28 protein-coding genes are annotated in these 23,534 nt (G+C 42.0%); 14 read left to right on the top strand and 14 right to left on the bottom strand.

What is annotated here, in order from left to right:
• Positions 1–21 precede the first annotated feature (21 nt).
• The 6 genes from M1D98_RS15175 (at position 22) to pdeH (ending at position 4,536) form a co-directional block, all read left to right on the top strand.
• Positions 22–243: a spore germination protein gene (locus M1D98_RS15175; RefSeq protein WP_456279689.1), complete on the top strand. Its 222-nt coding sequence runs from the start codon at positions 22–24 to the stop codon at positions 241–243.
• A gap of 74 nt (positions 244–317) precedes the next feature.
• Positions 318–569 (top strand): YueH family protein, encoded by a 252-nt coding sequence (locus M1D98_RS15170; protein ID WP_456279688.1) that lies wholly within the window; start codon positions 318–320, stop codon positions 567–569.
• 70 nt (positions 570–639) lie between these two features.
• On the top strand, positions 640–1,038 hold the full coding sequence (locus M1D98_RS15165; protein ID WP_268530042.1) for a YueI family protein: 399 nt from the start codon (positions 640–642) through the stop codon (positions 1,036–1,038).
• Between the two features lie 96 nt (positions 1,039–1,134).
• Positions 1,135–1,686 (top strand): cysteine hydrolase family protein, encoded by a 552-nt coding sequence (locus M1D98_RS15160; protein ID WP_268521939.1) that lies wholly within the window; start codon positions 1,135–1,137, stop codon positions 1,684–1,686.
• A 15-nt stretch (positions 1,687–1,701) separates the two neighbouring features.
• Complete coding sequence (locus tag M1D98_RS15155; protein ID WP_010329913.1) at positions 1,702–3,174, top strand: nicotinate phosphoribosyltransferase; 1,473 nt, start codon at positions 1,702–1,704, stop codon at positions 3,172–3,174.
• A gap of 132 nt (positions 3,175–3,306) precedes the next feature.
• The gene (gene pdeH, locus M1D98_RS15150; RefSeq protein WP_268521940.1) at positions 3,307–4,536 is read left to right on the top strand and encodes a cyclic di-GMP phosphodiesterase; all 1,230 of its coding nucleotides are present in this window, start codon (positions 3,307–3,309) and stop codon (positions 4,534–4,536) included.
• Here the strand turns inward: pdeH and M1D98_RS15145 are convergent.
• Complete coding sequence (locus tag M1D98_RS15145) at positions 4,515–4,880, bottom strand: hypothetical protein (RefSeq protein ID WP_121643191.1); 366 nt, start codon at positions 4,878–4,880, stop codon at positions 4,515–4,517. The two genes, pdeH and M1D98_RS15145, sit on opposite strands and share 22 nt — an antisense overlap.
• A 112-nt stretch (positions 4,881–4,992) precedes the next feature.
• Positions 4,993–5,118, bottom strand: coding sequence for a hypothetical protein (locus tag M1D98_RS15140; protein ID WP_121643768.1), 126 nt, complete (start codon positions 5,116–5,118; stop codon positions 4,993–4,995).
• A gap of 221 nt (positions 5,119–5,339) precedes the next feature.
• On the opposite strand from M1D98_RS15140, the gene degQ reads away from it, so the two are divergent.
• The 6 genes from degQ to M1D98_RS15110 all read left to right on the top strand — a co-directional run bounded on the left by degQ (position 5,340) and on the right by M1D98_RS15110 (position 10,157).
• On the top strand, positions 5,340–5,480 hold the full coding sequence (degQ, locus tag M1D98_RS15135; RefSeq protein ID WP_010329910.1) for a degradation enzyme regulation protein DegQ: 141 nt from the start codon (positions 5,340–5,342) through the stop codon (positions 5,478–5,480).
• A 130-nt stretch (positions 5,481–5,610) separates the two neighbouring features.
• Positions 5,611–6,504, top strand: coding sequence for a polyprenyl synthetase family protein (locus M1D98_RS15130; protein WP_240467595.1), 894 nt, complete (start codon positions 5,611–5,613; stop codon positions 6,502–6,504).
• A gap of 14 nt (positions 6,505–6,518) precedes the next feature.
• Positions 6,519–6,695: a competence pheromone ComX gene (gene comX / locus M1D98_RS15125; RefSeq protein WP_010329908.1), complete on the top strand. Its 177-nt coding sequence runs from the start codon at positions 6,519–6,521 to the stop codon at positions 6,693–6,695.
• A 19-nt stretch (positions 6,696–6,714) separates the two neighbouring features.
• Positions 6,715–9,033, top strand: a complete 2,319-nt coding sequence (locus tag M1D98_RS15120; RefSeq protein WP_435577113.1) for a histidine kinase — start codon at positions 6,715–6,717, stop codon at positions 9,031–9,033.
• Positions 9,034–9,113: 80 nt separating this feature from the next.
• Positions 9,114–9,758 (top strand): two-component system response regulator ComA, encoded by a 645-nt coding sequence (gene comA, locus M1D98_RS15115; RefSeq protein ID WP_010329906.1) that lies wholly within the window; start codon positions 9,114–9,116, stop codon positions 9,756–9,758.
• 18 nt (positions 9,759–9,776) lie between these two features.
• A complete protein-coding gene (locus M1D98_RS15110; RefSeq protein WP_121643189.1) occupies positions 9,777–10,157 on the top strand; it encodes a hotdog fold thioesterase in 381 nt (126 codons plus the stop codon).
• A gap of 39 nt (positions 10,158–10,196) precedes the next feature.
• Here M1D98_RS15110 and mnhG read toward each other — a convergent pair whose 3' ends face one another.
• The 7 genes from mnhG to M1D98_RS15075 are packed head-to-tail and all read right to left on the bottom strand — an operon-like array spanning position 10,197 to position 15,968.
• Positions 10,197–10,571: a monovalent cation/H(+) antiporter subunit G gene (gene mnhG, locus M1D98_RS15105; protein WP_010329904.1), complete on the bottom strand. Its 375-nt coding sequence runs from the start codon at positions 10,569–10,571 to the stop codon at positions 10,197–10,199.
• A complete protein-coding gene (locus tag M1D98_RS15100; RefSeq protein ID WP_010329903.1) occupies positions 10,555–10,839 on the bottom strand; it encodes a Na(+)/H(+) antiporter subunit F1 in 285 nt (94 codons plus the stop codon). Before M1D98_RS15100 ends, mnhG begins: the two co-directional genes overlap by 17 nt.
• Positions 10,839–11,315, bottom strand: coding sequence for a Na+/H+ antiporter subunit E (locus M1D98_RS15095; protein ID WP_435577112.1), 477 nt, complete (start codon positions 11,313–11,315; stop codon positions 10,839–10,841). The genes M1D98_RS15100 and M1D98_RS15095 overlap by 1 nt, the downstream gene beginning before the upstream one ends.
• Positions 11,316–11,320: 5 nt before the next feature.
• Positions 11,321–12,805, bottom strand: a complete 1,485-nt coding sequence (locus M1D98_RS15090) for a Na+/H+ antiporter subunit D (protein ID WP_010329901.1) — start codon at positions 12,803–12,805, stop codon at positions 11,321–11,323.
• On the bottom strand, positions 12,798–13,139 hold the full coding sequence (locus tag M1D98_RS15085; RefSeq protein ID WP_010329900.1) for a Na(+)/H(+) antiporter subunit C: 342 nt from the start codon (positions 13,137–13,139) through the stop codon (positions 12,798–12,800). Before M1D98_RS15085 ends, M1D98_RS15090 begins: the two co-directional genes overlap by 8 nt.
• Entirely contained in the window at positions 13,139–13,570 is a 432-nt protein-coding gene (locus tag M1D98_RS15080; protein WP_010329899.1) for a Na(+)/H(+) antiporter subunit B, read from the bottom strand. The genes M1D98_RS15085 and M1D98_RS15080 overlap by 1 nt, the downstream gene beginning before the upstream one ends.
• A complete protein-coding gene (locus M1D98_RS15075) occupies positions 13,563–15,968 on the bottom strand; it encodes a Na+/H+ antiporter subunit A (RefSeq protein WP_268558820.1) in 2,406 nt (801 codons plus the stop codon). The genes M1D98_RS15080 and M1D98_RS15075 overlap by 8 nt, the downstream gene beginning before the upstream one ends.
• Positions 15,969–16,199: 231 nt before the next feature.
• Between M1D98_RS15075 and M1D98_RS15070 the strand changes: the two genes are divergently transcribed.
• Positions 16,200–16,415: a hypothetical protein gene (locus M1D98_RS15070; protein ID WP_010329897.1), complete on the top strand. Its 216-nt coding sequence runs from the start codon at positions 16,200–16,202 to the stop codon at positions 16,413–16,415.
• A gap of 37 nt (positions 16,416–16,452) precedes the next feature.
• On the opposite strand, the gene maeN is transcribed toward M1D98_RS15070, so the two are convergent.
• The 3 genes from maeN to maeL form a co-directional block, all read right to left on the bottom strand.
• Positions 16,453–17,799 carry a sodium/malate symporter MaeN gene (maeN, locus tag M1D98_RS15065; RefSeq protein WP_121643183.1) on the bottom strand — a complete coding sequence of 449 codons (1,347 nt, stop codon included), beginning with the start codon at positions 17,797–17,799 and terminating at the stop codon, positions 16,453–16,455.
• A 291-nt stretch (positions 17,800–18,090) separates the two neighbouring features.
• The gene (gene maeM / locus M1D98_RS15060) at positions 18,091–18,798 is read right to left on the bottom strand and encodes a two-component system response regulator MaeM (protein WP_121643182.1); all 708 of its coding nucleotides are present in this window, start codon (positions 18,796–18,798) and stop codon (positions 18,091–18,093) included.
• On the bottom strand, positions 18,791–20,392 hold the full coding sequence (gene maeL / locus M1D98_RS15055) for a two-component system sensor histidine kinase MaeL (protein ID WP_456279687.1): 1,602 nt from the start codon (positions 20,390–20,392) through the stop codon (positions 18,791–18,793). The genes maeM and maeL overlap by 8 nt, the downstream gene beginning before the upstream one ends.
• A 178-nt stretch (positions 20,393–20,570) precedes the next feature.
• Here maeL and M1D98_RS15050 point away from each other — a divergent pair, with 178 nt between their 5' ends.
• Complete coding sequence (locus M1D98_RS15050; RefSeq protein ID WP_010329893.1) at positions 20,571–21,128, top strand: YufK family protein; 558 nt, start codon at positions 20,571–20,573, stop codon at positions 21,126–21,128.
• Positions 21,129–21,145: 17 nt separating this feature from the next.
• Here the strand turns inward: M1D98_RS15050 and M1D98_RS15045 are convergent, their stop codons facing one another.
• Both M1D98_RS15045 and M1D98_RS15040 read right to left on the bottom strand, forming a co-directional pair.
• Positions 21,146–21,559 carry a thiol-disulfide oxidoreductase DCC family protein gene (locus M1D98_RS15045; RefSeq protein WP_121643180.1) on the bottom strand — a complete coding sequence of 138 codons (414 nt, stop codon included), beginning with the start codon at positions 21,557–21,559 and terminating at the stop codon, positions 21,146–21,148.
• 20 nt (positions 21,560–21,579) lie between these two features.
• Positions 21,580–23,454 carry a transglycosylase domain-containing protein gene (locus M1D98_RS15040; protein WP_435577109.1) on the bottom strand — a complete coding sequence of 625 codons (1,875 nt, stop codon included), beginning with the start codon at positions 23,452–23,454 and terminating at the stop codon, positions 21,580–21,582.
• Between the last annotated feature and the right edge of the window lie 80 nt (positions 23,455–23,534).

Raw genomic sequence — 23,534 nt, 5'->3', positions numbered from 1 at the left:
AATCAATGCGGAGGTGGGGAAATGCCTGCGATTGTAGGTCCGATTTATATTATGTCAATATCAGGTGATGCGGCGGCAAGCTTTGGGGATGTGTTTGCGATTTCGCCGAAAAGCGTCGATCACTCAGGCGCGGGCTCGGGTGCGTTTTCGCTCGGTGATTTTGTGAACATCAATAACCAAACGAGTAAAACTCTCTTCAAAGATGCCGATATCATTGATGAAACAGTTTCGTTTAACGGGTAACAGCCTTTTCAGGAGAGGCTGTTGCTTTTTTATTGTATAATATGGGTAGTCTTTGAATAGAGAGGTCATGTTTGATGAAAATCAGAAAAGCGAATATCAATACGCAAACCGGAATGATCACAGACGTGTATTTGCACGAAAACAGAAAAGAACTGCGCACCCTTGTAGCGGTTCCGCAGCTGGAGTGGAGCACGATTATTTCTTATGCAGAAGATAAAGCGGCTCTGCCTGAACGCCTGGAAACCTCTTTGCGCCGGCATACGGAGGAAGAAGATACGGCAGGTGAGCTGGCCAAAAAAATCATTCATTGGGTAACAGAAATGTAAACGGCCTTGAAAGTTTAGCTCCTGCCTGATCAGGTGATAATAAAGACAAACAAGACGGGAGGACGAGCTTTTGAGTCATGATAAAATGGATCTTTATTTGCAGCAAGGAATGTATGGCCCCTTAGAAACAAAGCCTGACGAACGCCACTTGTTTTTAGGCTCATTAAGGGAAAGAGTGCTCTTGGCACTGACGAAAGGACAAGTCCTCAGAAGCAAACCGTATGAAGAAGCGGAGCGAACGCTCAAAAACAGCAAAAATATCACTCTTTTGATTAATGGAAAGCTTCAGTATCAGTCTTATTCTCCTTATATCCAAATGGCGAACCGGAACGGAGTGCCTTTCAAGATCGTATCTGATCTTCAGTTTCGTACGCCTCTAGGGCTTGTCATTGCGGCTGATACCGCTGTGAATCGTGAATCGATATATATTCAGGACGACATTTTCAACCGGTCAGTGCTGAAATCTTAAAAGACAAACGAACCGTTTGTCTTTTTATTCATGGCAATTCACTTACAACTGGAGATAAGATATAATGTTCTCATACTGATGGCGGGGAGGCCGGCTATGAAAAAAGCACTTATTTGCATTGATTATACAAATGATTTTGTCGCAAGTGACGGAAAATTGACCTGCGGAGAGCCCGGCAGAATGATTGAAGAGGCGATCGTCAATTTGACTGAAGACTTCATCACAAACGGTAATTACGTCGTATTTGCAGTAGATTCTCATGATGAAGGGGATCAATATCACCCTGAAACCCGTCTTTTTCCTCCGCATAATATCAAAGGCACGAAAGGAAAAGATCTGTACGGAAAGCTTTTGCCTCTGTATCAGAAACATGAACAGGAACCAAATGTATACTACATGGAAAAAACGAGATATTCTGCTTTTGCGGGTACTGATTTAGAGCTCAAACTCAGAGAGCGGCAGATTGGCGAACTGCATCTTGCCGGCGTCTGCACAGATATTTGTGTGTTGCATACAGCGGTTGACGCATACAACAAAGGGTTTCGGATTGTTGTGCATAAACAGGCTGTTGCCAGCTTTAATCAGGAGGGGCACACGTGGGCTCTCTCCCATTTTGCAAACAGCATCGGAGCGCAAGTGGCAGAGTAAGGAAGGGGAAAAACAGTGTTAGAGTATGGATTTAAAGATGACAGCCTGTCATTACATACAGACCTTTATCAAATCAATATGGCCGAAACCTACTGGAGGGACGGCATTCATGAAAAGAAAGCGATTTTTGAGCTTTTTTTCAGAAGGCTTCCGTTTGAAAATGGCTATGCGGTATTTGCGGGCTTAGAAAAAGCTATCGAATACCTGGAAAATTTCAAGTTTACGGATAGCGACCTGAATTATTTACAGGAAGAACTCGGGTATCGTGAAGATTTTATTGAATATTTGCGCGGTTTAACGTTTACAGGTTCACTTTATTCCATGAAAGAAGGAGAGCTCGTATTCAACAATGAGCCGATTATGAGGGTGGAAGCCCCCCTTGTAGAAGCGCAGCTGATTGAAACGGCTTTGCTCAACATTGTGAACTACCAAACATTAATTGCAACAAAGGCTGCCCGGATTAAAGGCGTCATCGGCGATGAAGTCGCGCTTGAATTTGGAACAAGACGGGCGCATGAAATGGATGCGGCCATGTGGGGAGCGAGAGCAGCCTTAATCGGCGGCTTCAGCGCGACGAGCAATGTAAGAGCCGGAAAGCGCTTTAATATCCCGGTCTCCGGCACTCATGCGCATGCGCTTGTTCAGGCCTATCGCGATGAATATACAGCTTTCAAAAAATACGCGGAAACGCATAAGGATTGCGTCTTCTTAGTTGACACGTATGATACGCTTCGTTCAGGCATGCCGAATGCGATTAAGGTTGCCAAGGAATTCGGTGACCGCATCAACTTCATTGGCATCCGCCTGGACAGCGGCGATTTGGCGTACCTGTCAAAAAAAGCCCGGAAAATGCTTGATGAAGCAGGGTTTACAGACGCGAAAGTCATTGCGTCAAGTGACTTGGATGAACATACCATTATGAATTTAAAGGCTCAAGGAGCGCGCATTGATGTCTGGGGTGTCGGCACGAAGCTGATCACTGCCTATGACCAGCCGGCTCTCGGCGCAGTTTACAAGCTTGTAGCCATTGAAGAAGACGGGAAAATGGTCGACACAATCAAAATTTCGTCCAATCCTGAAAAAGTGACGACGCCGGGCAGAAAGAAAGTGTACCGCATTATCAATCAGTCCAATCATCATTCAGAAGGCGACTATATTGCCCTTTATGATGAGCAAGTGAATGATCAGAAGCGGCTCAGAATGTTCCACCCGGTTCATACATTCATCAGCAAATTTGTCACGAATTTTTATGCGAAAGATCTTCATGAGCTGATTTTTGAAAAGGGTATTCTTTGCTACCAAAACCCTGAGATATCAGACATCCAGCAGTATGTACAGGATAACCTCAGCCTGCTCTGGGAGGAATATAAGAGAATCAGCAAGCCGGAAGAATATCCGGTTGATTTAAGTGAGGACTGCTGGAGCAATAAAATGCAGCGGATTCACGAAGTCAAAAGCCAACTTGATGAAAAGTTTGAGGAAGAATAAAGAAAACTGGCCTTTCGTTCGCGAGGAGGCCAGTTTTCTTTATGAATATTATTTTCATGATTAGACAATTTTCGTCAAATTATTTGATATACTTAGAGTGAATGCCGCGCGTATTGTAAGGAGGATAAATCAATGAGGGTGTTTGTTGCAAGACAGCCTATTTTTAATAGAAAAGAACAGGTTGTTGCTTATGAATTGCTGTATAGAGATAGCGAAGAGAATGTATATAACGCTAAAGACGGCGATCAGGCAACAGCTGATTTGGTAATCAACAGCTTTTTAAACATCGGAATTGAGAAGCTGACGGAAGGAAAACGCTGCTTTGTTAATTTTACGGAAAGCCTGATGTTTTCGAATCTTCCCACCTCCTTTAATCCGAAGCAGCTTGTCATTGAAATCCTTGAAGATATACCGATCACGCCGGCCCTCATCTCAAGATGCAAAGAGCTGAAAAACATGGGGTATATGCTGGCGCTTGATGATTTTTACGCAATAAATTCGCTAAGTGAAGACTTACTGGAAGAGCTCATGAGCTATATTGATATATTGAAAATTGATTTTCTCAAAACAACGCGAATGGAACGAAGAAAAATTTTGCAAACCTACGGCTGCAGAGGTTTGATTTTTTTAGCGGAAAAAGTAGAGACCAGAAAAGAATATAAACAGGCGGCCCAAGACGGCTTTCAATTATTCCAGGGGTACTTTTTCAGCGAACCTCGCATCATCAGCGGGCATGATCTGTCGACGCATTTCTATTCTTACTATGAACTGCTGAATGAATTGAGCAAAGAGCAGCCAAACATCAAGCGTGTGACAGAATACATAGAGCGGGATTTATCACTGTCCTATCAAATTCTAAAGTTTTTAAACTCATCACACAGCCGTTTGAGCCAGAAGATTGAAAGCATTCAACAGGCCATCATGCTGCTGGGGTTTAATGAAATCAAACGGTGGATATACATTCTTTCCTTTAAGGATTTAAGCAGAAAAGGACATTCCAGCAAGCACGAAATCATTAAGATTTCTTTAATGAGAGCAAAGCTTTGTGAACTGCTGGCGAGAAAAACTGCCCGGCCGCAGCCCGCTTCTTATATGCTGATCGGAATGTTTTCTCTTATAGACACCCTGCTGCATAGAGAAATAGAGGAGATTATTCAAGAATTGCCTTTAAAAGATGAAGTCGGGCAAGCATTATTAGGCGAACAAAACGACTACTACCACATGCTCGAGCTTGTGAAATGTATTGAAGGCAACAACTGGGACACTCGTTCAGAATTAGGCAAAGAGCTGGATAAAGAAGAAGCATATGAGTGTTATTTAGAGGCGCTGGAGTGGTGCCATCATCTGATGGACGCAAAATGATTGCGGTCTTCTGACCACCGCAAAGCAAGGATCATTCGGCTTTGCGTCCCGATCAGGCTGATGTAAATGCCGTCGGGATTAAAGACCGCATCCACATCATGCCGGACGCCCATTTGTTTAATCAGGCGCTTTACGGATTGTTTATCTGACTGCTCGGCTGCGGTCATGATGCGGCGCGAGAGCTCCTGCGAGCCCGCAATGCGGCTGAGAACGAGCTGGGCATCCGCAAACATTCCCGCGGCCTGCTTCGCTGACCGAACAAAGGTATCTGTATTGCCGGCAGGAGCGGGAGGGCGGCGCATCTCATACGGATAGGCGTAAAACCAAGGGCAACGATATCTCATGGGAGCACCTCACAAAAAAGGATGTTTCTATATGTATAGATCTCTGACTGCCGAATATGACAAAGCGAAAAGGCCACAACTTTAGCGTTGCGGTCTTTTCGGTGTTTGTCGGTCAGGATACGCCAAGAATCGCATATTCAATTTTGAAAATGCGGTGCAAAGGACTATAGTCTTGGTTAGTAAAAAGGCGAAACACGTTCAAATCAAGGAAAGTAAGAATCTTTCTCAATTTCAGCAGAAATAAACGCTTTGATACATAGAAAGATAGTCCCGTTCTCATTGTGATTCCTTTGAGTATAAGGGCCTATTGATATTTGCGGTGTCACGCAGGACTTTTTTGCATACTTTTCGGTGAAAAATAACCTGAAAGCAGATACACTATTAGTAACAGATCAAATACCTAGGACTCGTTCACCATACACAATTCATTGATCTTTCAAAAAAAGGAGTGTGGAAACGATGGAACAGAAACTTGAAGAAGTAAAACAATTGTTATTCCGACTCGAACTTGACATTAAAGAAACGACAGATTCATTACGAAACATTAACAAAAGCATCGATCAGCTCGATAAATACAATTATGCTATGAAAATTTCGTGAAAAAGACTTGGAGACAAGTCTTTTTTTTCGTTCTTCATATACAATAAAAGGATAAAGTATTATATGATTGTTAAAAAACGAAAAACCTGCTGTCCTTTAAATGGCCTATTTAGTAAAATAGAATGGGAGGGTGAAGAACATTAGTAAGGAAATGTGTTTAGATGAAAATTCGATTAAAAAAAAGATGCAGGAGATTGTACACGAAAAAATTCGAAATTCGGATTTGAAAAAGTATTTAATCAACTTTATCGATGAAAAAAATCATTTTTCTTTTGGTTCTCTTGCTTTTAAGCATTACGTAGCATTAAGCGGTAATCAGTATTCACATATTTTAATGTTAGCTGGAGGAATTGAGCTTTTAATCTTAGCTTTCGATATTTTTGATGATTTAGAGGATGAGGACAACATTGAAAAAGAATGGATGGCAATAGATCCTTCTCTATCTCTGAATGCTGCAACTACCATTTATACTTTAGGGTTAGAAACCATTTGTTCTATTAGTGATAGTTCTGAATTTCATCAACTCACCTTAAAATATGCTTTAAATGCTATGCAGGGGCAACATGATGATTTAAGGAACTCTCCTGAGACGGAAGAAGAATGCATTCAAATGATGAAACAAAAGTCAGGTTCTCTTACAGCTATGTCTGCCGTTTTAGCTGCTATGCTTGCAAATGGACAGTTTAATCAAATTATTGAGGATTATGCTTATAAAATAGGAATAATAAAGCAATTGGAAAATGACTATTTTGGTTTAGTTAATGATCAACGTAGCGATATTAGAAAGAAAAGAAAGACGTTAATTTATTTATTTTTAAACCGCAAATTTAATGAGGCTTCTGTAAAGATATTAAGGCAAATGAATTCCCAAACAAGTTATCATAGACTTATTACTGATCGCTCTAAATTTGATGATTTATTATATGAAGCCGGGCTTAATCAATATGTATCTATGTTGATTAAGCTTTATGAGGAAGAAATCAAAGCAAGTATGAATCAATTAAACATAAATATAAAATTATAAAGAGGGGTATACCGATGAAACAAGACATGATTAATTACTTAATGAAAAATCCACAAGTTTTAACTAAATTAGAAAATGGAGAGGCAAGTTTAATAGGGATACCAGATAAACTTATTCCTTCACTTTTGGGTATTTTCAACAGAGAAATGACTCTCTCAAAGAAACAAAAAGGGATTTTCTGGGAGCAATAATTCAGAGAGAAGTGGTCTATTGAAAAACTTTAAAAGAAATTTTTCTATAGTGCTAATATTATTTAGTTTCTTATATTTTGCTTATATCGTTTATTTCACTCAGAATGGGATTTTAGTTGGTACTTATGTTTCTGAAACAGCCAATCATGAGCTGAAAGTTGAAAAGCTGACTAAATCCACATATGGAAAATATATGGGCTTGAAAGAAGGAGACTTAATACTCGAGATAAGTGGGAAGAAACCTACAAACGAAAATATAAAAAGAAATTACTTAGCGAAAGCTGAGCATTTAAAAGTAAAAAGGGATAACCATGAAATTCAATTACATAATATGGAGTATATCTCTTTAAATAATTCCTATAGCTTTTTCATTTATATTATCCCTTGTATATTTTTTGCATTGAGTCTGTTATGTGCATTTTATATTTATAGGGTCAATCGAGTGAAAAATACATACTCAGCTTATATTTTGATTAATTTTTTGCTGTTTATATCAATAGCCTATTTAAGTGCTGGAGGCGTAACTAGAGGATATGAAGTAAATAGATATATTAATCTTTTTACCTTTTTAAATGTACCTGTCTTGTATTTGCATTTTCTGTATCAATATTTTAAAGAATTAAGAATCAAGTTTTCATCACGTTATATCGTGAATATGTTATACATGTTGCCGATTATCAATGTATTATTAGTGTTCACTCAGAAATATCTCCCCTCAGGAATTATGACGAATATAAGCAATATAAATTTAGTAACATTCTTAGTAGAGATTTCGGTTGTTTATTTTTGCATTATTTATTATGGGATCATTTATAGAAAAAGGGATCATTACTATTTGTTGAAAGTATTATTGATTTCAAATACGGTAGCCTTCTTTCCTTTTACGGTCTTATATATCATGCCGGAAGTTTTATTTGGGCAATATATTTATTCAGCAATAGTAACTGCGCCGTTCTTAATAATTATCCCATTAGCATTGGTTTATCAATTCGTTGTAAATAAAATTTATGATATAGACTTTATTCTAGGCAGAATTAGATATTATAGTTTATTGTCCATCATTCCAACAATAGGCATAGTCTGGTTATCAATTATATTTGATAGCAAAAGAGCTGATTTTAATATCATTTTAATTACGTTATGTACGTTCATTATTTTTCTGTCGGTCTTTTATATTAAAGAGTTATTAGATTATAAATTTCGTTTAAAACGATTTTCAGAAAAATATAATTATCAAGACAGTATTTTTAAATATACGCAATTAATTAAAGGCGTATCAGCTTTGGATCAAGTATTTAAGAATTTAAAGACAACAATACTAGAAGTTCTACCCGTAAGTAAAGCCTACATCTTTGAAGTTGGTGCAGATAGAGAAATCATTTACTTTGACAAACAGAGTGTTGAACCCAACTGGAGGCTGTATAAAACCGAATTTGAAAAGGTTACTAAAGAAACAGGAAAGATTATTGAGGTTAATCAAGGCTTTTTGATTAAAGTAGGGGAAAAAGGTACAAGTTCTTATGTATTGCTTTGTTTATCTAGTATCAATACACCAAGATTGACAAGAGATGAAATTTCATGGCTGAAAACATTATCGTTTTATACTAGTGTATCCATGGAAAATGTTGTGCAAATTGAAGAACTTATGGATCACTTACAAGCTTTAAAAAGGGAGGATGCAAACCCCGTTTGGCTAAAAAAACTCATGTACACCATCGAAGAAAAACAACGCTCTGAACTCGCCCGTGATCTCCACGATTCCGTTCTTCAGGATTTGATTTCATTAAAGCGCCAGTGCGAGCTGTTTTTGGCTGATTTTAAGAAGGACGATAATCCGTGCCAGGAAGAGGTGCAGGACAAGCTTGTACAGATGAATGAGCAGATGTCTGATGTGATTTCGATGACGCGGGAGACGTGTCATGAATTGCGGCCGCAGCTATTGTATGATCTTGGGCTGGTGAAGGCGCTGTCGAAGCTGGTGGCGCAGCAGCAGGAACGGGTTCCGTTTCATATCCGTTTAAATACCGGCAGATTTACGGCATCGCTTGATTTGGATTCGCAGCTGAATTTGTACCGGATCATTCAAGAGTTTCTGTCTAATGCGGTTAAACACTCACAAGCGACGGATGTGCTGATTATGCTCATCAGTATTCAAAACAAGATCGTTCTTCATTACGAGGACAATGGCGTAGGATTTGATCAGAAAAAACATCATGAGCATTCCATGAGTATGGGGCTTTCTGGAATTAAAGAGAGAGTCAGGGCTTTAGATGGACGCCTTCGGATTGAAACATGTGAAGGAAAGGGCTTTAAGGCTGATATTGAAATCGAATTGTAATGGTTTTATAACGTAAACGACTTGGCACAAGCCAAGTCTTTTTTATAAAATGGAAATGAGTGAGTAAAAGGGAGGAAAACATGAAAAAGATACTAGTGATTGATGACCATCCGGCTGTCATGGAAGGCACCAAGACAATTTTGGAAACGGATTCGAATCTGTCTGTTGATTGTCTCAGTCCTGAACCGAGCGACAAGTTTATTAAGCAGCATGATTTCTCGTCATATGATCTCATCTTAATGGATTTGAATTTAGGCGGCGAGATCAATGGGATGGAGCTTTCTAAACAAATTTTACAAGAGAGTCCTCGTTGTAAGATTATTGTGTATACCGGTTATGAGGTCGAGGATTATTTTGAGGAAGCGATTCGTGCGGGTCTGCACGGTGCCATCAGCAAAACGGAATCTAAAGAAAAGATCACCCAATACATATACCACGTACTCAACGGAGAAATTTTAGTCGATTTTGCTTACTTTAAACAGCTGATGACTCAGCAAAAAACAAAGCCGGCTCCTTCCTCTCAAAAAGAACAAGATGTGCTCACACCTAGAGAATGCCTGATTCTTCAAGAAGTTGAAAAAGGATTTACAAACCAAGAAATCGCAGATGCGCTTCATTTGAGCAAGCGGTCCATTGAATACAGCTTGACATCGATTTTCAATAAGCTGAATGTCGGTTCCCGGACGGAAGCGGTTTTGATTGCGAAATCAGACGGTGTACTTTAAATAAGGGAGTTGGATAGGATGGACACGAAACACACATTGCTTGAAGCGCTTGGAATTGAGATCGTTGAAAACTCAGCGGAGCGATGCGTTGCGGTCATGCCGGTGGATCATCGGACGGTGCAGCCGTTCGGCTATTTGCATGGAGGCGCTTCAGTGGCGCTTGCTGAAACCGCGGCGAGCGTGGGTGCGCAGAACCTGATTGATCACACTGCACAAGCGTGTGTCGGCTTGGAGATCAACGCTAACCATTTAAAATCCGTAAAGGAAGGAATGGTAAAGGCTGTAGCCGAACCCGTTCATATAGGCAGAACGACGATTGTCTATCACATTCACATTTATGACGAGCAAGAGAGGCTGATCTGTATATCCAGATGCACGCTGGCTGTCATCAAGAAATAAAAAAACAGCCGGAACTCTGCCTGTCCGGCTGCTTATTTTTTATAGGTAAGAATCCTCTTTTCGTTTAATCACAAAGTTTCTGATCCCGTTATAGTCATCCTGCACACTTCTCTTATCAAGCTTGACGCCGGAGTTGTACGCTGCACGGCAGATCAAGTGCCCCCCGACAGGAGACGTAATAAAGATAAACAGAATCCCGAGCAGGATTTTAGCGGAAATGTTCCCCGTCACAAACCACAAATAGAAGAAGACACCGAGCAGAATCATATTGACGCCTAATGTGGAGCCTTTAGAAGCAGCATGAGAGCGAGTAAACACATCGGGAAGGCGCAATATCCCAAGTGACGCCACAAGGCATATAAGAGCGCCTAACAAAATGAATACCGCCACAACGACCTTAGCGATTTCGATCATTTTCGATTATCTCTCCTTTCTCAAGGAATTTTGAAAACGCAATTGTTCCGATAAATGCTAAAATGCCGAGCAGCAAAATAATATCCAGAAACGCGTTTGTATTCAGCAAAATGGAGACGAGAGCCGTGATCGCAATCAGGTTGATGCCGATTGCATCCAGAGCCACTACCCGGTCAGTCACAGTCGGCCCTTTAATGACACGAATGACATACAAAAAGGTAGACACTGCCATAATGCCGAGCGCAAGTTGCAGGATCAGCGTAAACATCAGCGGCTCACCTCCTGTATGGCTTTTTCAAATGACTCGCGGATATCAAAAATGGCTTTTTCCGCATCCTCAATATCTAACGCGTGAATATAAAGGATCGTCTTGTCATCCGAAATATCCATCACCAAAGTTCCTGGCGTTAATGTAATGAGCAGGGAAAGTAAGGTGATTTCCCAATCCTTCGTCAGTTCAGTTTTAAAAGCGAAAATGCCCGGTTTAATATTCAGTTTTGGAGATAAAACGGATTTCATCACACTGACATTGGCAAGATACAGTTCCTTTAAAAAAACCAAAAAGAGTCTGACGATAGAAAACATTTTCCATAGATAAAACTGGCGGGTAAAAAAGCGCCGGAAGAAAAAGAGAGAGGCCATTCCGAGAATATAGCCTGTGATAAATCCTGCGGCGCTTGAACTATTGCTCAAGAACATCCAGCAAAAAGCGAGAAACACATTTAATAAAATTTGAAATGCCATGCGATCTACTCCTTCAAAACAGCTTCAATATATTTTTCCGGATTCAGCAGCGTCTCGGCCGCTTGATCAACGTAAGGTGACAGCCACTCTGTACCCAACCCGATGAGAAGAGACAGTAAGAGAAAAATAGCTGCCGGATAAAGAAGTCCTTTAGCTGTTCTAGGGTTTTGTTGTTTTGGTGTTTCTTTTTCTTCACCCCAAAACGCATGCATAAAGATCCTCAGCACAGAGTACAGTACAAGCAGGCTTGAAAGCAGGATCAGCATGGAAATCGCAAATTCACCTTCCGCGAAGCCGCCCTCCACAATCTTTAACTTGCCGACAAATCCGCTGAGGGGCGGGATGCCCGCGAGAGAAATCGCTGAAATGAAAAACATCCATCCAAGAAGCGGATACCGTTTGATCAGCCCGCCCATTTTGTGAAGGCTGGCTGTTCCAGTCAACGCAATCAGCGTGCCCGCCAGCATAAATAAAGCGCCTTTAATCAGCATATCGTGAATCAGATAATAAATCGCGCCTTGAATGGATGCGGGGGTATGGACTGCCACACCGAACAAAATGACGCCGACAGCTGTAATAATGTTGTAGATCACAATTTTCATGACGTCCGCATATGCGAGTGAACCGATGACACCGAATATCACAGTCAGCGCCGCCAGCCAAATCATCAGCTGATGGGTAAAGGCTGCATCGTGAATAAAAATCAATGTGAACACTCTAGTAATGGCATATAAACCGACTTTTGTCAGCAAAGCGCCGAACAACGCGGAGATTGCCGCCGGAGGCGCGTAATAAGAGCCCGGAAGCCAAAAGTAGAGGGGGAAGATTCCGCCCTTCATGCCAAATACCAACAGCAGCAGGACACCAATGACAGTCATCAGCCCGGTTTGTCCTGATTCGCTGATTTTTACACTTAAATCCGCCATGTTCAACGTACCGGTGACAGCGTATAAATAACCGACACCAATGACGAACAGGGCAGACGATACGATATTAAACACAATATATTTAAGGGACTCCCGCAGCTGGATTTTTGTGCCGCCCAATACGATCAGCATATAGGAGGCAATAAGCAGAAGCTCAAAAAATACGTACATGTTAAATAAATCGCCTGTTAAAAACGCTCCGCTCACACCAGCGAGCAAAAACTGAACGCCGGAGTAGTAAAAGGAACGCTCCCGTTTTTCACCGACAGAACGGAAGGAATAAAGGACAACCAATAAACCGACGACCGCTGTTGTGAGAACGAGCAGGCTCGCGAACTGGTCTGCGGCCAGCACAATGCCGTACGGCGCTTTCCAGCCGCCCAAACTGAGTGTCTGGATGCCATTTGTAAAGACAGTCTGTACGAGTATGCCACTGATCACAATCCCGATTGCCGATGCCGCAGTGCTGAAGATCCGCATGAGCATAAGATTCTTCGTCATGAAAATCAGCAGAATGGCTGACAGGAGCGGGATCAGGATTGGCAAAATAACAAAATTATTCATGTTGATCATTTCCCCTCATTTGATCCATATCGTCCGTTTTCAATTCCTGATAAGCGCGGAAGGCCATGACGAGAAGGAATGATGTAACGCCAAATGAAATGACAATAGCTGTCAAAATCAGGGCTTGCGGAAGCGGATCGACAAATGATTTGACATGCTTGCTTAAAATCGGAGCGGCGCCTTCCTTTAATCCTCCCATAGTCAAAAGCATCAAATGAACGCCATGGCTCAAAAGTGCTGTTCCGATAATCACGCGAAGCAGGCTTTTCGAAAGCAGTAAATACGTGGCAGCCATAAAGATAATACCGGCTAAAACAGACATCAAGATTTCCATTATTCTTCCTCTCCAATCGTTTGAATAATGGTCATCGTAATGCCTACGACAACAAGATAAACGCCTAAATCAAATATTGTCGCCGTGGCGAGCTCCGTATCTCCGAATATCGGCAGATGAAAGTGCCCGAATGTATGGCTTAAAAATGGAGCCCCGAATACAAAGGAACCAGCGCCGGTTAATACAGCGAGCAGAAGCCCGGCTCCCGCCACGTAAATGAAATTAACCGGCAAAATCGCACGGACGGTTTTTAAATCATACGCCAATAGCAGCAGAACGATGGAAGCGGACGTGATCAGCCCGCCGACAAAGCCGCCTCCAGGCGCGTTATGCCCTGAGAAAAATAAATAGAAAGAGAAAAGCAAAATGATAAAGGATACAAGCTTTGTCACGGTTTGAAGAATTAAGTCATTTGTTTTTTGTTCATTCACCGCTTCTCTCCTCCTCTTTTACTTTTGTTTTAATCATGCTGTATATGCCAAGAGCGGCAACGGCCAGCACCGTTATTTCAAACATTGTATCAAAGCCCCTGAAATCAACGAGGATGACATTGACAACATTATCCCCTCCGCCAAGATCGTGGCTGTTTTTTAAGAAGAAGGATGAAATACTGTCTTTTGTCCGCTGGCTTGACGATGCAATGCCAAGCAGGGTGACAATAATGCCGACTCCTAAAGCAATGATAAAGTTCGTCAATCGGAACGTTCTCGTTTTCGTTTTCATCCTCAACTTCGGCAGATGATAGAAACAAAGCAGGAACAATGCCACAGAAATGGTTTCAATGACAAGCTGAGTCAATGCCAAGTCCGGCGCTCTGAAAATCACAAAAAACAATGCGAGCGTATAACCGACAACACCGAGTGAGATAATCGCCGTCAACCTTGATCTGGCAAAAACAGTCGCCGCTGTGGCGCTGATCATGACAAGTGTCAGAATCATTTCGTATCCGCCGATATCAGCCATGCCTTCTGTTGTAAAGGAAAATCCGCCTTTGATCATCATAACTCCGCCCATTAGTATGATGAAACCAGCGAAGATATACAGCAAATAATCCCTTAAGAACCCGGTCATATATTGTTTTGTGACTCGATAAGAGCCTTTTTCCATGAGAGCCAGAAGCTTATCGTAGAACCGATTGAGTGCCAATTTCGAAGGAAACAGTTTATAGATTCCCTTCCATTTATTCATAGCCAAATATCCAAGAGTGCCGATAACAATGATACCCGCTGTCATCTTCAATTCTGTCGTCGGCCCATGCCATTGTGAAATGTGAACATGAAATTTCTCGTGGCCGTCCAGCAGCGTCGGATAGATAGAGTTCATCGCCGGCTCAATCAAGCTGTACGACAATATATTCGGGAAAAAGAAGAGACTGACAACCAAAGCGGCAAGAATGACAGGTGCTACGAGCATGCCCGCCGGCGCTTCGTGGGCCTGTTTTTTTAGCTGCTCAGGCTGGTAATTTCCTCTGAACGTTTTAAACACCAATTTCATGCTGTAGATAAATGTAAAGACGCTTCCGACCCAGGCGAGAACAGGGAATAGAATGCCCCATGTCTGCACGTTGAACAGATCGAAATGTGCCACGCGAAGCATGCTTGTAAAAAACATTTCTTTACTCAAAAATCCGTTAAATGGAGGAAGTCCGGCCATTGAAAATGTGCCGATTAAGGAAATGGTAAACGTAATCGGCATAATCGCCATCAACCCGCCGAGCTTCCGGATATCCCGTGTGCCTGTTTCGTGATCAATAATCCCGACTGCCATAAACAAGCTTCCTTTAAAGGTAGCGTGGTTAATTAAATGGAAAATGGCAGCCATGGCGGCAACTGTATAATATTCTGTATGGCCGTAATGAAGAGCCGCCGCACTGGCACCGAGCATAGAGATGATCATGCCAAGCTGGCTGACGGTTGAAAACGCCAAAATCGATTTTAAATCGGTTTGTTTCACGGCTTGGAAAGAACTCCAAACCATCGTAATAAGCCCGACGAGGGAAACGATCCAAAACCATTGGGCTGAAAAGGCGAAAATAGGACTGAACCTCGCAATGATATAAATGCCGGCTTTCACCATCGTAGCGGAATGGAGATAAGCGCTGACAGGCGTCGGAGCTTCCATTGCGTCAGGCAGCCAGATGTAAAAAGGGAATTGCGCGGATTTCGTAAATGCCCCTAATAAAATCAAAATCATCGCCGGGATAAATAAGTCGTGGCCGGCAATTAATTGAACTTGATGGATCATCTCTCTAATACTGAAGGAATCAGTAATGATATAAAGGAGAATAAATCCCCCGAGCATGCACAGCCCGCCGCTGACCGTAATCAAAAGTGATTTGGCGGCGCCGTATCGCGATTTTTCACGCTTATACCAATAGCCGATCAGCAAAAAGGATGAAAGGCTGGTAAGCTCCCAAAACATATAGAGAACCATCACATTGTCTACAAGAACAACCCCAAGCATCGCGCCCATGAACATCAATAAATAGACATAAAAGGGCCCAAGCTGTTCTGTTTCTTTCGATAAATAAAAAATGCTGTAAAGAGTGACTAAAGAGCCGATGCCAGTGATCAGCAAGGCGAATAACAATCCGAGCCCGTCGATATAAACGGTGAAATTAATGCCAAGTGAAGGAATCCACTCCAATACCGACCGCAATGTTTCTCCCGATTGTGTCATCCTGATCATTGGGAGAAAGTATATAAACAGCAAGACGGGCAAGATCAATACAAACCAGCCCGTATGCACTCTTTTTGCGTATTTTGCCAAGATGGGAATAAATAGAGCAAATAAAAAAGGCGATAAAATAGCAAAATGTAAGAGCTGCAAAGATAAGACCTCCTTTTTCTCATTATCATTGAAAAATGCGCTATGTATCAATATACGGTCAAACGACCTAGTCCAAATTATATCGCACTTTTCTGCAAGCCGCCATGCTTCGAACTGCACAATGGACTTTTTATAAGGTCTTGTGACCTTAAAAATAAGTCTAACAAAAATAAACCGATTTGTATATTTAAAATCATTCCTGATCAACCTGAAGGTAAGGAGCTGGTCATGTTGAAGAGAAAGGTTTTGATATGTTCGGGTTTATTCTGCTCAGTATTTGCAGGGGCATTCATGTTGAATCAATATAATGGGCGCAGCGGTGCGGCTGCTAGTGATGAGTGGGAGCTGTATTTACTGGAGCATCACCTGTCAGCCAGAATGAGTGAGACAGAATCAAAGGATCTGCCGTTTGGCCCCCGAGAGTATATTCGGATTGTGAACAGATAAAAAAAGAGTTCCGCATAGAACGGAACTCTTTCTCTGTTTATGATGTGAAAAAACGAAGCAGAACTGTCGCGCAAATGACTGTGCCTGCACCGCCGAGGCGGGTGGAAATTTGGGCGAACGGCATAAGGCCCATTCTTCCTGACGCTGATAAAATCGCAACATCGCCCGTTCCGCCAAGACCGCTGTGGCAGCAGGTCACGATAGCGGATTCAACCGGGTACATGTTCATCAGCTTGCCCACAAAATATCCAGAAGCAATCATTGCGACAACAACTGAAATACATATGATGACAAACGGAATAGAAATCACAGCCGCCACGTCATCTAACGGGATAAAGAGGATCCCCAGACCGACCATCAGCGGCCATGTAAAGCTGGACGAAACAAATTTATAAAGCTGGTATGCGCCATCCTCCATTTTTTTCGGAAGAATATTCGCATACTTGACAGCCGCCGCTGCTATAATCATTAAGATCGCGCCCGGGATGAAGATAAATTTCTCTAATAACCCGCCAAAAATAAAGAATGTACACGCGAGCAGAACGCCGGCTCCCATCAGTTTAAAATCAATTTTTGCCTCGGCTTCTTTTTGATTGAAAATGTCGTTTGCTTTTTTAGATTTGACGAGCCGTCCGTTTCCATTTAGATCTGGACGTTTTTCGCCAAGCTTTTTCATTAAAGCTGCGCAGATGATCGCAAAAACGTTTCCGATAATAGCGGCAGGGACCAGCTGAGACACATATACATCAGCTGATGAACCGAGTATTTGTGAATAAGCGATCGAAAGCGGCAAAATTCCTTCTCCTATTCCCCCGGCAATAATCGGTACAACGACAAAGAAAAAGGAATCATAGGCGCTGTAGCCAAAAATAAACCCGACAAGTATGCCGGCTGTAACCGCTGCGATCGTTCCTGCAACTAGTGGAACGAACATTCTTATAAAACCTTGAATTAATACAGTTCTGTTCATTCCAAGGATACTTCCCACGACAAGACAAGCGATATAAAAATAAAGGAAGTTAGACGTCTTCATCAAATTCGTTACAGCGTCTAAAGATGTTGAATTTAACACATTGTAAAAAACTAAAAATGACGGGACAAACAAAGATAAAATGGCAGGGCCGCCAATATCTTTCAATATCGGAATGCGCTGGCCGATATCTCCAAGAAATACACCCAGAATCATGATGATGGCAAACCCGCCAAGCATATTTGCAGGCAGCTCATTGTAATAGGCTGCAAGAATAATAATAATAGCTAACACTATGTATAATGGCAGAGGAATCACACCGATTTCCAAGTTCCAGATTTTTTTAAACAGGTTATTCTCCTGTGTGTCTTTTTGCCCAGATGGATTTGTCCCCGTTTTTGGAATTGCTCCCATTGTCATACACCCCCATGTATTGTTTGTTTTACAGTCTACAAGAAAGCGTTAACACATCATATTTTTTTAAGTTAAAAAATTAATAAAAAATTAAATTAACAGGGACGTTTGGATTATAAAAAATAAAAATCCCTGAGAAGCGCCTTCCCAGGGAGAATGTTTTATCGTTTTTCTTTTATATAAGGCATGCCCAGCATTAGCCAAGCGAGAATCGTAAAGGGTGAAGAAATATGTTCTTAAAGTGAACCGCTGCTTTTATCACTGGCACTCCAGGGTGAACAGTGCGGATTTCTATAGATATTGCTTAATTCCATTAAGGTTTCCTGTGTTGACGTTGTACTGAAATACGGGTCTTCCGATTGTTCCGTATGCCATTTCTACATGGAGAACCTGTATATCTTCAAGAAATTTCAAGTATTTCCGTATGGATACTTGAGAGATTTCGGTATGTTTTGCCAAGTCTTCGGTCGTAAAAGATTCATTTTCAAATGATTGGATACTGGACCAAATCAGCTTCAGCGTGCTTTTTGTCAGTCCTTTAGGAAGCTGAACTTTTTCTGTTGCTTCTTTCTTTTGAAATAACTCGGCGTCCAGTTCTTTTTGGCTCATGTTGCGATGGGTTGAATAAACCTTTTGTTTGCGTCTGTAATCAGACAGGGCAGTTTGGAAACGTTCAAATTCAAACGGTTTGATTAAATAATCGACAGCGCCGTAGCGAAGTGTTTTCTTGATCACGTCAAGCTCGCTGGCCGCCGAGATCACAATCACGTCTACCGCTTCATTTTGGGCTCTCAGTTCTGTTAGCAGTTCAAGCCCGTTTTTACCGGGCATATAAATATCGAGCAAAATGAGGTCGATATGATGCTCTCCTAAAATATGCAGAGCGCTTTGAAAGGAAGAGGCGATGCCCTTCAGCTGAAAGCCATCTATTTGGCTTAAGTAGCGTTTATTTAATTCACCCACCATAGGGTCATCTTCAACTATTAATACATTAATCATGATTTTCCTCCTTCGGTTCGTACGGGACGCGAAGACTGAATGTCGTTCCTTCATTCTTTTCGCTTGTGAGGATCATTTGGCCTTTTAAATTTTCAATGCTTTGCTGTGTAAAATAAAGGCCGAATCCCCGGTTCTTGCCCTTTGTTGAGTAGCCTTGTTCAAAAACTTTGGCTTGGTCTTCTTCAGACATGCCTGCTCCTGTATCGGTAATTTCAATGTCCAGTATGCTGTTATGAAAACGCATGGACACGGTAATTTGTTTTTTCGGCATATCGGCAACGGCGTCCAGTCCATTGTTGATCAGGTTTCCGATGATTGTAATGAGTTCATGAATAACTGAAGGGTCTGCCGCGTTCGGGATGACACCGTTGCATTCAATATCAAGATTTGCGCCCTGCTCCCGTATGAAGCTCTGTTTTCCGAGCAGAAAACCGGCCAGCACGGAGCTTTTGATATCATTTATAATTTCGCTTGTTTCTGACTTTTGCTGAATGGCAATGTCTTTTATATAATCTTCAAGATCGTCATACTCTTTCAGCTGGACGAGACCTAGTATGACATGCAGTTTGTTCATAAATTCATGAGACTGCGCTCTCAGTGCGTTTGCATACATTTTAACACCGGATAGCTGTTCAGCTAAATGTTTTACCTCGGTTTTGTCCCGGAATGTCGCAATTGCTCCGACGGTTTGTCCTTTCAGCTGGATGGGAACTTCGTTAAACACAAGCTCTAATCCGTTAATGCGGACGTCTCTGTCTTGAAGAGTTTTTTTTGTCTCGATGACCTTTTTCAGGCGGCTTTTTGGCAGAATGTCATTGACATCCTGATCGACAGGATTTGTGTTGATGCCCATTTTCACGAATAGTCGCTTCGCTTCCGCGTTGGCCAGTTTAATATTGCCGTGTTCATCGACAGCAAGTATTCCTTCCTTCGTCGATTCCAGCATCGCGCTACGTTCTTCGAGCAGCGTCGCAATTTCATAAGGTTCAAGACCGTACATGATATTTTTCACCGTGCGGGCAACGATAACAGCTCCGATCACACCGACGAATATGCTGACGCAGATAATAAAGTAGAGCGGCCGTAAGCTGTTGCTGATCACTTCATCAATTTCATTTACGGTGATGCCAACCGCGACTGCACCAACTTGTTTCCCATTCTCGGCGTAGACAGGAACGAATGCCCGCTGTGATTTCCCGAGCGTGCCAGAGGCAGTGCTGATGTGAATATGACCTTTTAATGCTTCGGATTCATCACCGCCCTTGAATTTTTTTCCGATTTTGCTCGGGTCGGGATGGGTTTTGCGAATGCCGTTCATGTTCATGACGACAACAAATTCCGTGTTCGTGATTTTCTGAACACGTTTTGTGTAGCTTTGCAGTTCCTTCTGGTTTTCTCCGCTCTCCAAAGATTCTGCTGTAATCGGCGCTTCGGCCACCATTTCAGCAGTCTGCAGCGCTATGGTTTTCTCCTCATCTCTAATCCGTTGGGTGGTTTGGGCACCGACTGTAAAAAATGTAATGAGCAGTGCGATTAACACAACGATACAAACAAATATAGTAAGTCTGGTTTGCAGTTTTAATGTTTTTTTCATAAAAAACTTCCTAACGTTTTATGATTCCTGCGTACTACTTTACTCTCAAAATGCTGCTTTGTGAAGATTTGGGATCGTATTTCGCAAAAAGGAGAAAAAAATGGAATAATTTATCTTGTCAATGTGTTTTAAGTCCTCCATAATAAATGAGGTAGATTATAGAAAGGGACTTTTTTATATGAAAAATACTTATTTGACAGGATACTTTCCGCTGATTGCGATCCTGCTTTTTAGTTCGTCTCTATCGATTTCCACTTCACTTTACGCGTTGAAGCTGCTGTCTTCATTTGGAATGTATGATGGAATGCTCGATTATTTTTCAGAGAAAGGGATCAGGCTTGCGTTATTTGCTGCCTTTGCACTTTTATATTTTATGGTTCTGTCCGCTCTGAAATTAATTGCGAATACCGTGACTGAGCTGTCATTGCTGTTTTTTGCCAATGATCCGGAAGGGAACAACCTGAAAAAAATCAGAATGGGTTCCATGGTGTATCTAGGCGGCGGGATTTTATCCTTTGTGCTCTTGCAAAATGTCATCTGGATTGTGATTTGGTTTGCGGTCGTTACGCTCGCTTACTTTGTGTTTATCGTATACCGGATTTATCCAACGCTTTCTCTCATGTCATTGGTCGGATTCATTCTATTGGAACTGTTGTTTTGGTTTACCTTTGTTATCGGTATTCTGTTCGTATTTATCAAGCTTTATAATAGCATAATGGCTAGCTTACCTGTGTAAGCTAGCCATTTTTTCGTTTATGGTAAAAATCGTTTTCTAATAGAAGGGGAGGGGAGCATGCATTCATTTTTTTTGCCAAACCACTTATAGCGGTTTTTGGCAATAATAGAATAGATCGTATCTCTGACAGGCTTCGGCACTGCGAAAAACAAGACGAAGAGCCGCCATGGGCCCCGCAGATGCTTGAAAACCTTAATGGCTGCAGTTGACTTTGTGTACACTTGGCCGTCTTCAATAAAGACAAAGCTGTCAAACTGATCAGTCGGGAGCCCGCTTTTTTTCAGCAGGCTCTGTCCTGTTTCCGACTGTAGCGATGTAAAAGAAATCAATCCGTCTGGATCACGTTTAATGATAAATTGCACGGCGCCATTGCATAGATTACACACGCCGTCAAACAGCAAAACGCGATTTGGAATTTGTTCTGATGTCACGCCTGATCCCCTCCGATCTTTTAATAAGCCGCTTGCAGCGTTCCTTTAAAGATGGAAAGCTGAGGGCTGATGCTGTGAAGATATTCAACGCTGCTCGGTGTGTCTTTTCCGACCCAAACGCCCATTGTATACGTATCTGTCAGGCCGACAAACCACATATCGTGATAATCATTTGATGTTCCTGTTTTACCGCCGATGTAAGGCGCTTTAAAATATGCTTTTTTCCCTGTCCCGCTTTTCACAACGGAAGACATTAAGCTTTTCAGCTGCATGTTTGTGCGGACACTGAATATTTGAGTCGGTTTATCATTCCATTTATAAAGCGTTTTTCCTTTAAGGTCTGTCACCTTTGTAATCGCATGGCTCGGCGTATAGCTTCCGCTGTTGCCGAATGTCGTATATGCCTTTGTCATCTCAAGAGGCGTCATGCCGTTTGTAAATCCGCCAAGCGCCGCCGGGAGAAGGTAGTCGCTGTCGACAAGTTTGGCAAAATGATAAGGCTCAATATAACTGAATGCTTTTTGGATGCCGACACGATCCAGCATTCTGATGGCCGGTGTATTATACGAATTCTTAAACGCAGTATCGATCGTCACTGTGCCGTACGTGCGGTTATTGTAGTTTTGCGGACAATAATCTTTGCTGCAAAACTTGCTGGCATCAATGGTGCTGCTTGCTGTCGCGCCGGTCTGTTCAATATAAGGGCCGTAATCAAGCAGCGGCTTAATGGATGAACCCGGCTGCCTGTATGCCTGGTAGGCGCGGTTAAAATCATATTTTTGATAGTTTTTCCCGCCGGATAAAGCGATGATTTGATGCGTCTGGTGATTAATTACAGCCGCTCCGCCCTGAACGTTTGCATACGCAAGTTTGGAATTCATCTGTGCCACCACTTGATTTTGCATGTATGGATCAAGTGCGGTATAAATTTTCACGCCGTCTTTCATCAGAGTGCTGACTCTTGCGGAGAGCTCGTTTTCTATCTTTTCTTTTTGTTTTCCTGACGCTTTTTGAAGCCGTTTATCAAAGCCTTCTGATTCAGACACCAGCTGCGTAAATTCATCACTGACGTAGGAAACATAGTCCGGATATTTGTCTTCTCTCTTTTCAACATCCAGTTTGATTTTTTGTTTGACGGCTTTTTTCAGCTCTGTATCCGTAATGACCCCGGCCTCTTTTAATCCTTTAAGCAAACGCTCTTGACGGTTTTTCGTGTAGTCAAAATGCTTGAGAGGATCATATAATGTAGGGTTATTAGGTATAGAGCAGACAAAAGCCATTTCACCCACTGTGAGGGATTTCAGCGGTTTGCTGAAATAGAATTCAGCCGCAGAACCGACGCCGTAAACCCCGTTGTTGAAATAAATGGTATTTAAATAAGCTTCGAGTATTTCATCTTTCGTATACTTTTTCTCCAGCTGGTAGGAATACGCGAGCTCAGTCAGCTTACGGCTGAAGGAGCGTTCGTGGCTCAAATACAAGTTTCTTGAAAGCTGCTGTGTGATGGTGCTGGCACCTTGGTCAATTTTCTTATCTTTTACGTTGGAAGCAGTTGCCCGGACCATTCCCATAAAGTCAAACCCTTTATGCTCATAAAAATGCCGGTCCTCAGATGTTAAGAAAATCTGTTTGACTTCCTCGGGAATCTTGTCAAATGGAACGAGCACGCGGTTTTCATGATCGCTGACGATTTCCGAGACAAGTGAGCCGTCCCTGTCATACATGTAGCTGTTCTGAACAAGGCTGATATCTTGCAGATTAATATTTTTATCAAGCACTTGATCCAGAGACTTCATTTGTTTTACTTCTTTTCCGGAAGCGATAACTGTAAATGCAAACAATGGGATTATGCAAAGGAGCAAAATCCATCCGATTATTTTTCGTAACATGGTCACTCTCTTTTCTCCTAAATTCTAGCCATATCGTACCACTCTTTTGAGTTTACGAGAAGGTTAAATTTAGAAGATTCATCAGT

This window comes from Bacillus sp. K7, assembly GCF_053903245.1.
This window is presented reverse-complemented; position numbering and strand designations above follow the sequence as displayed.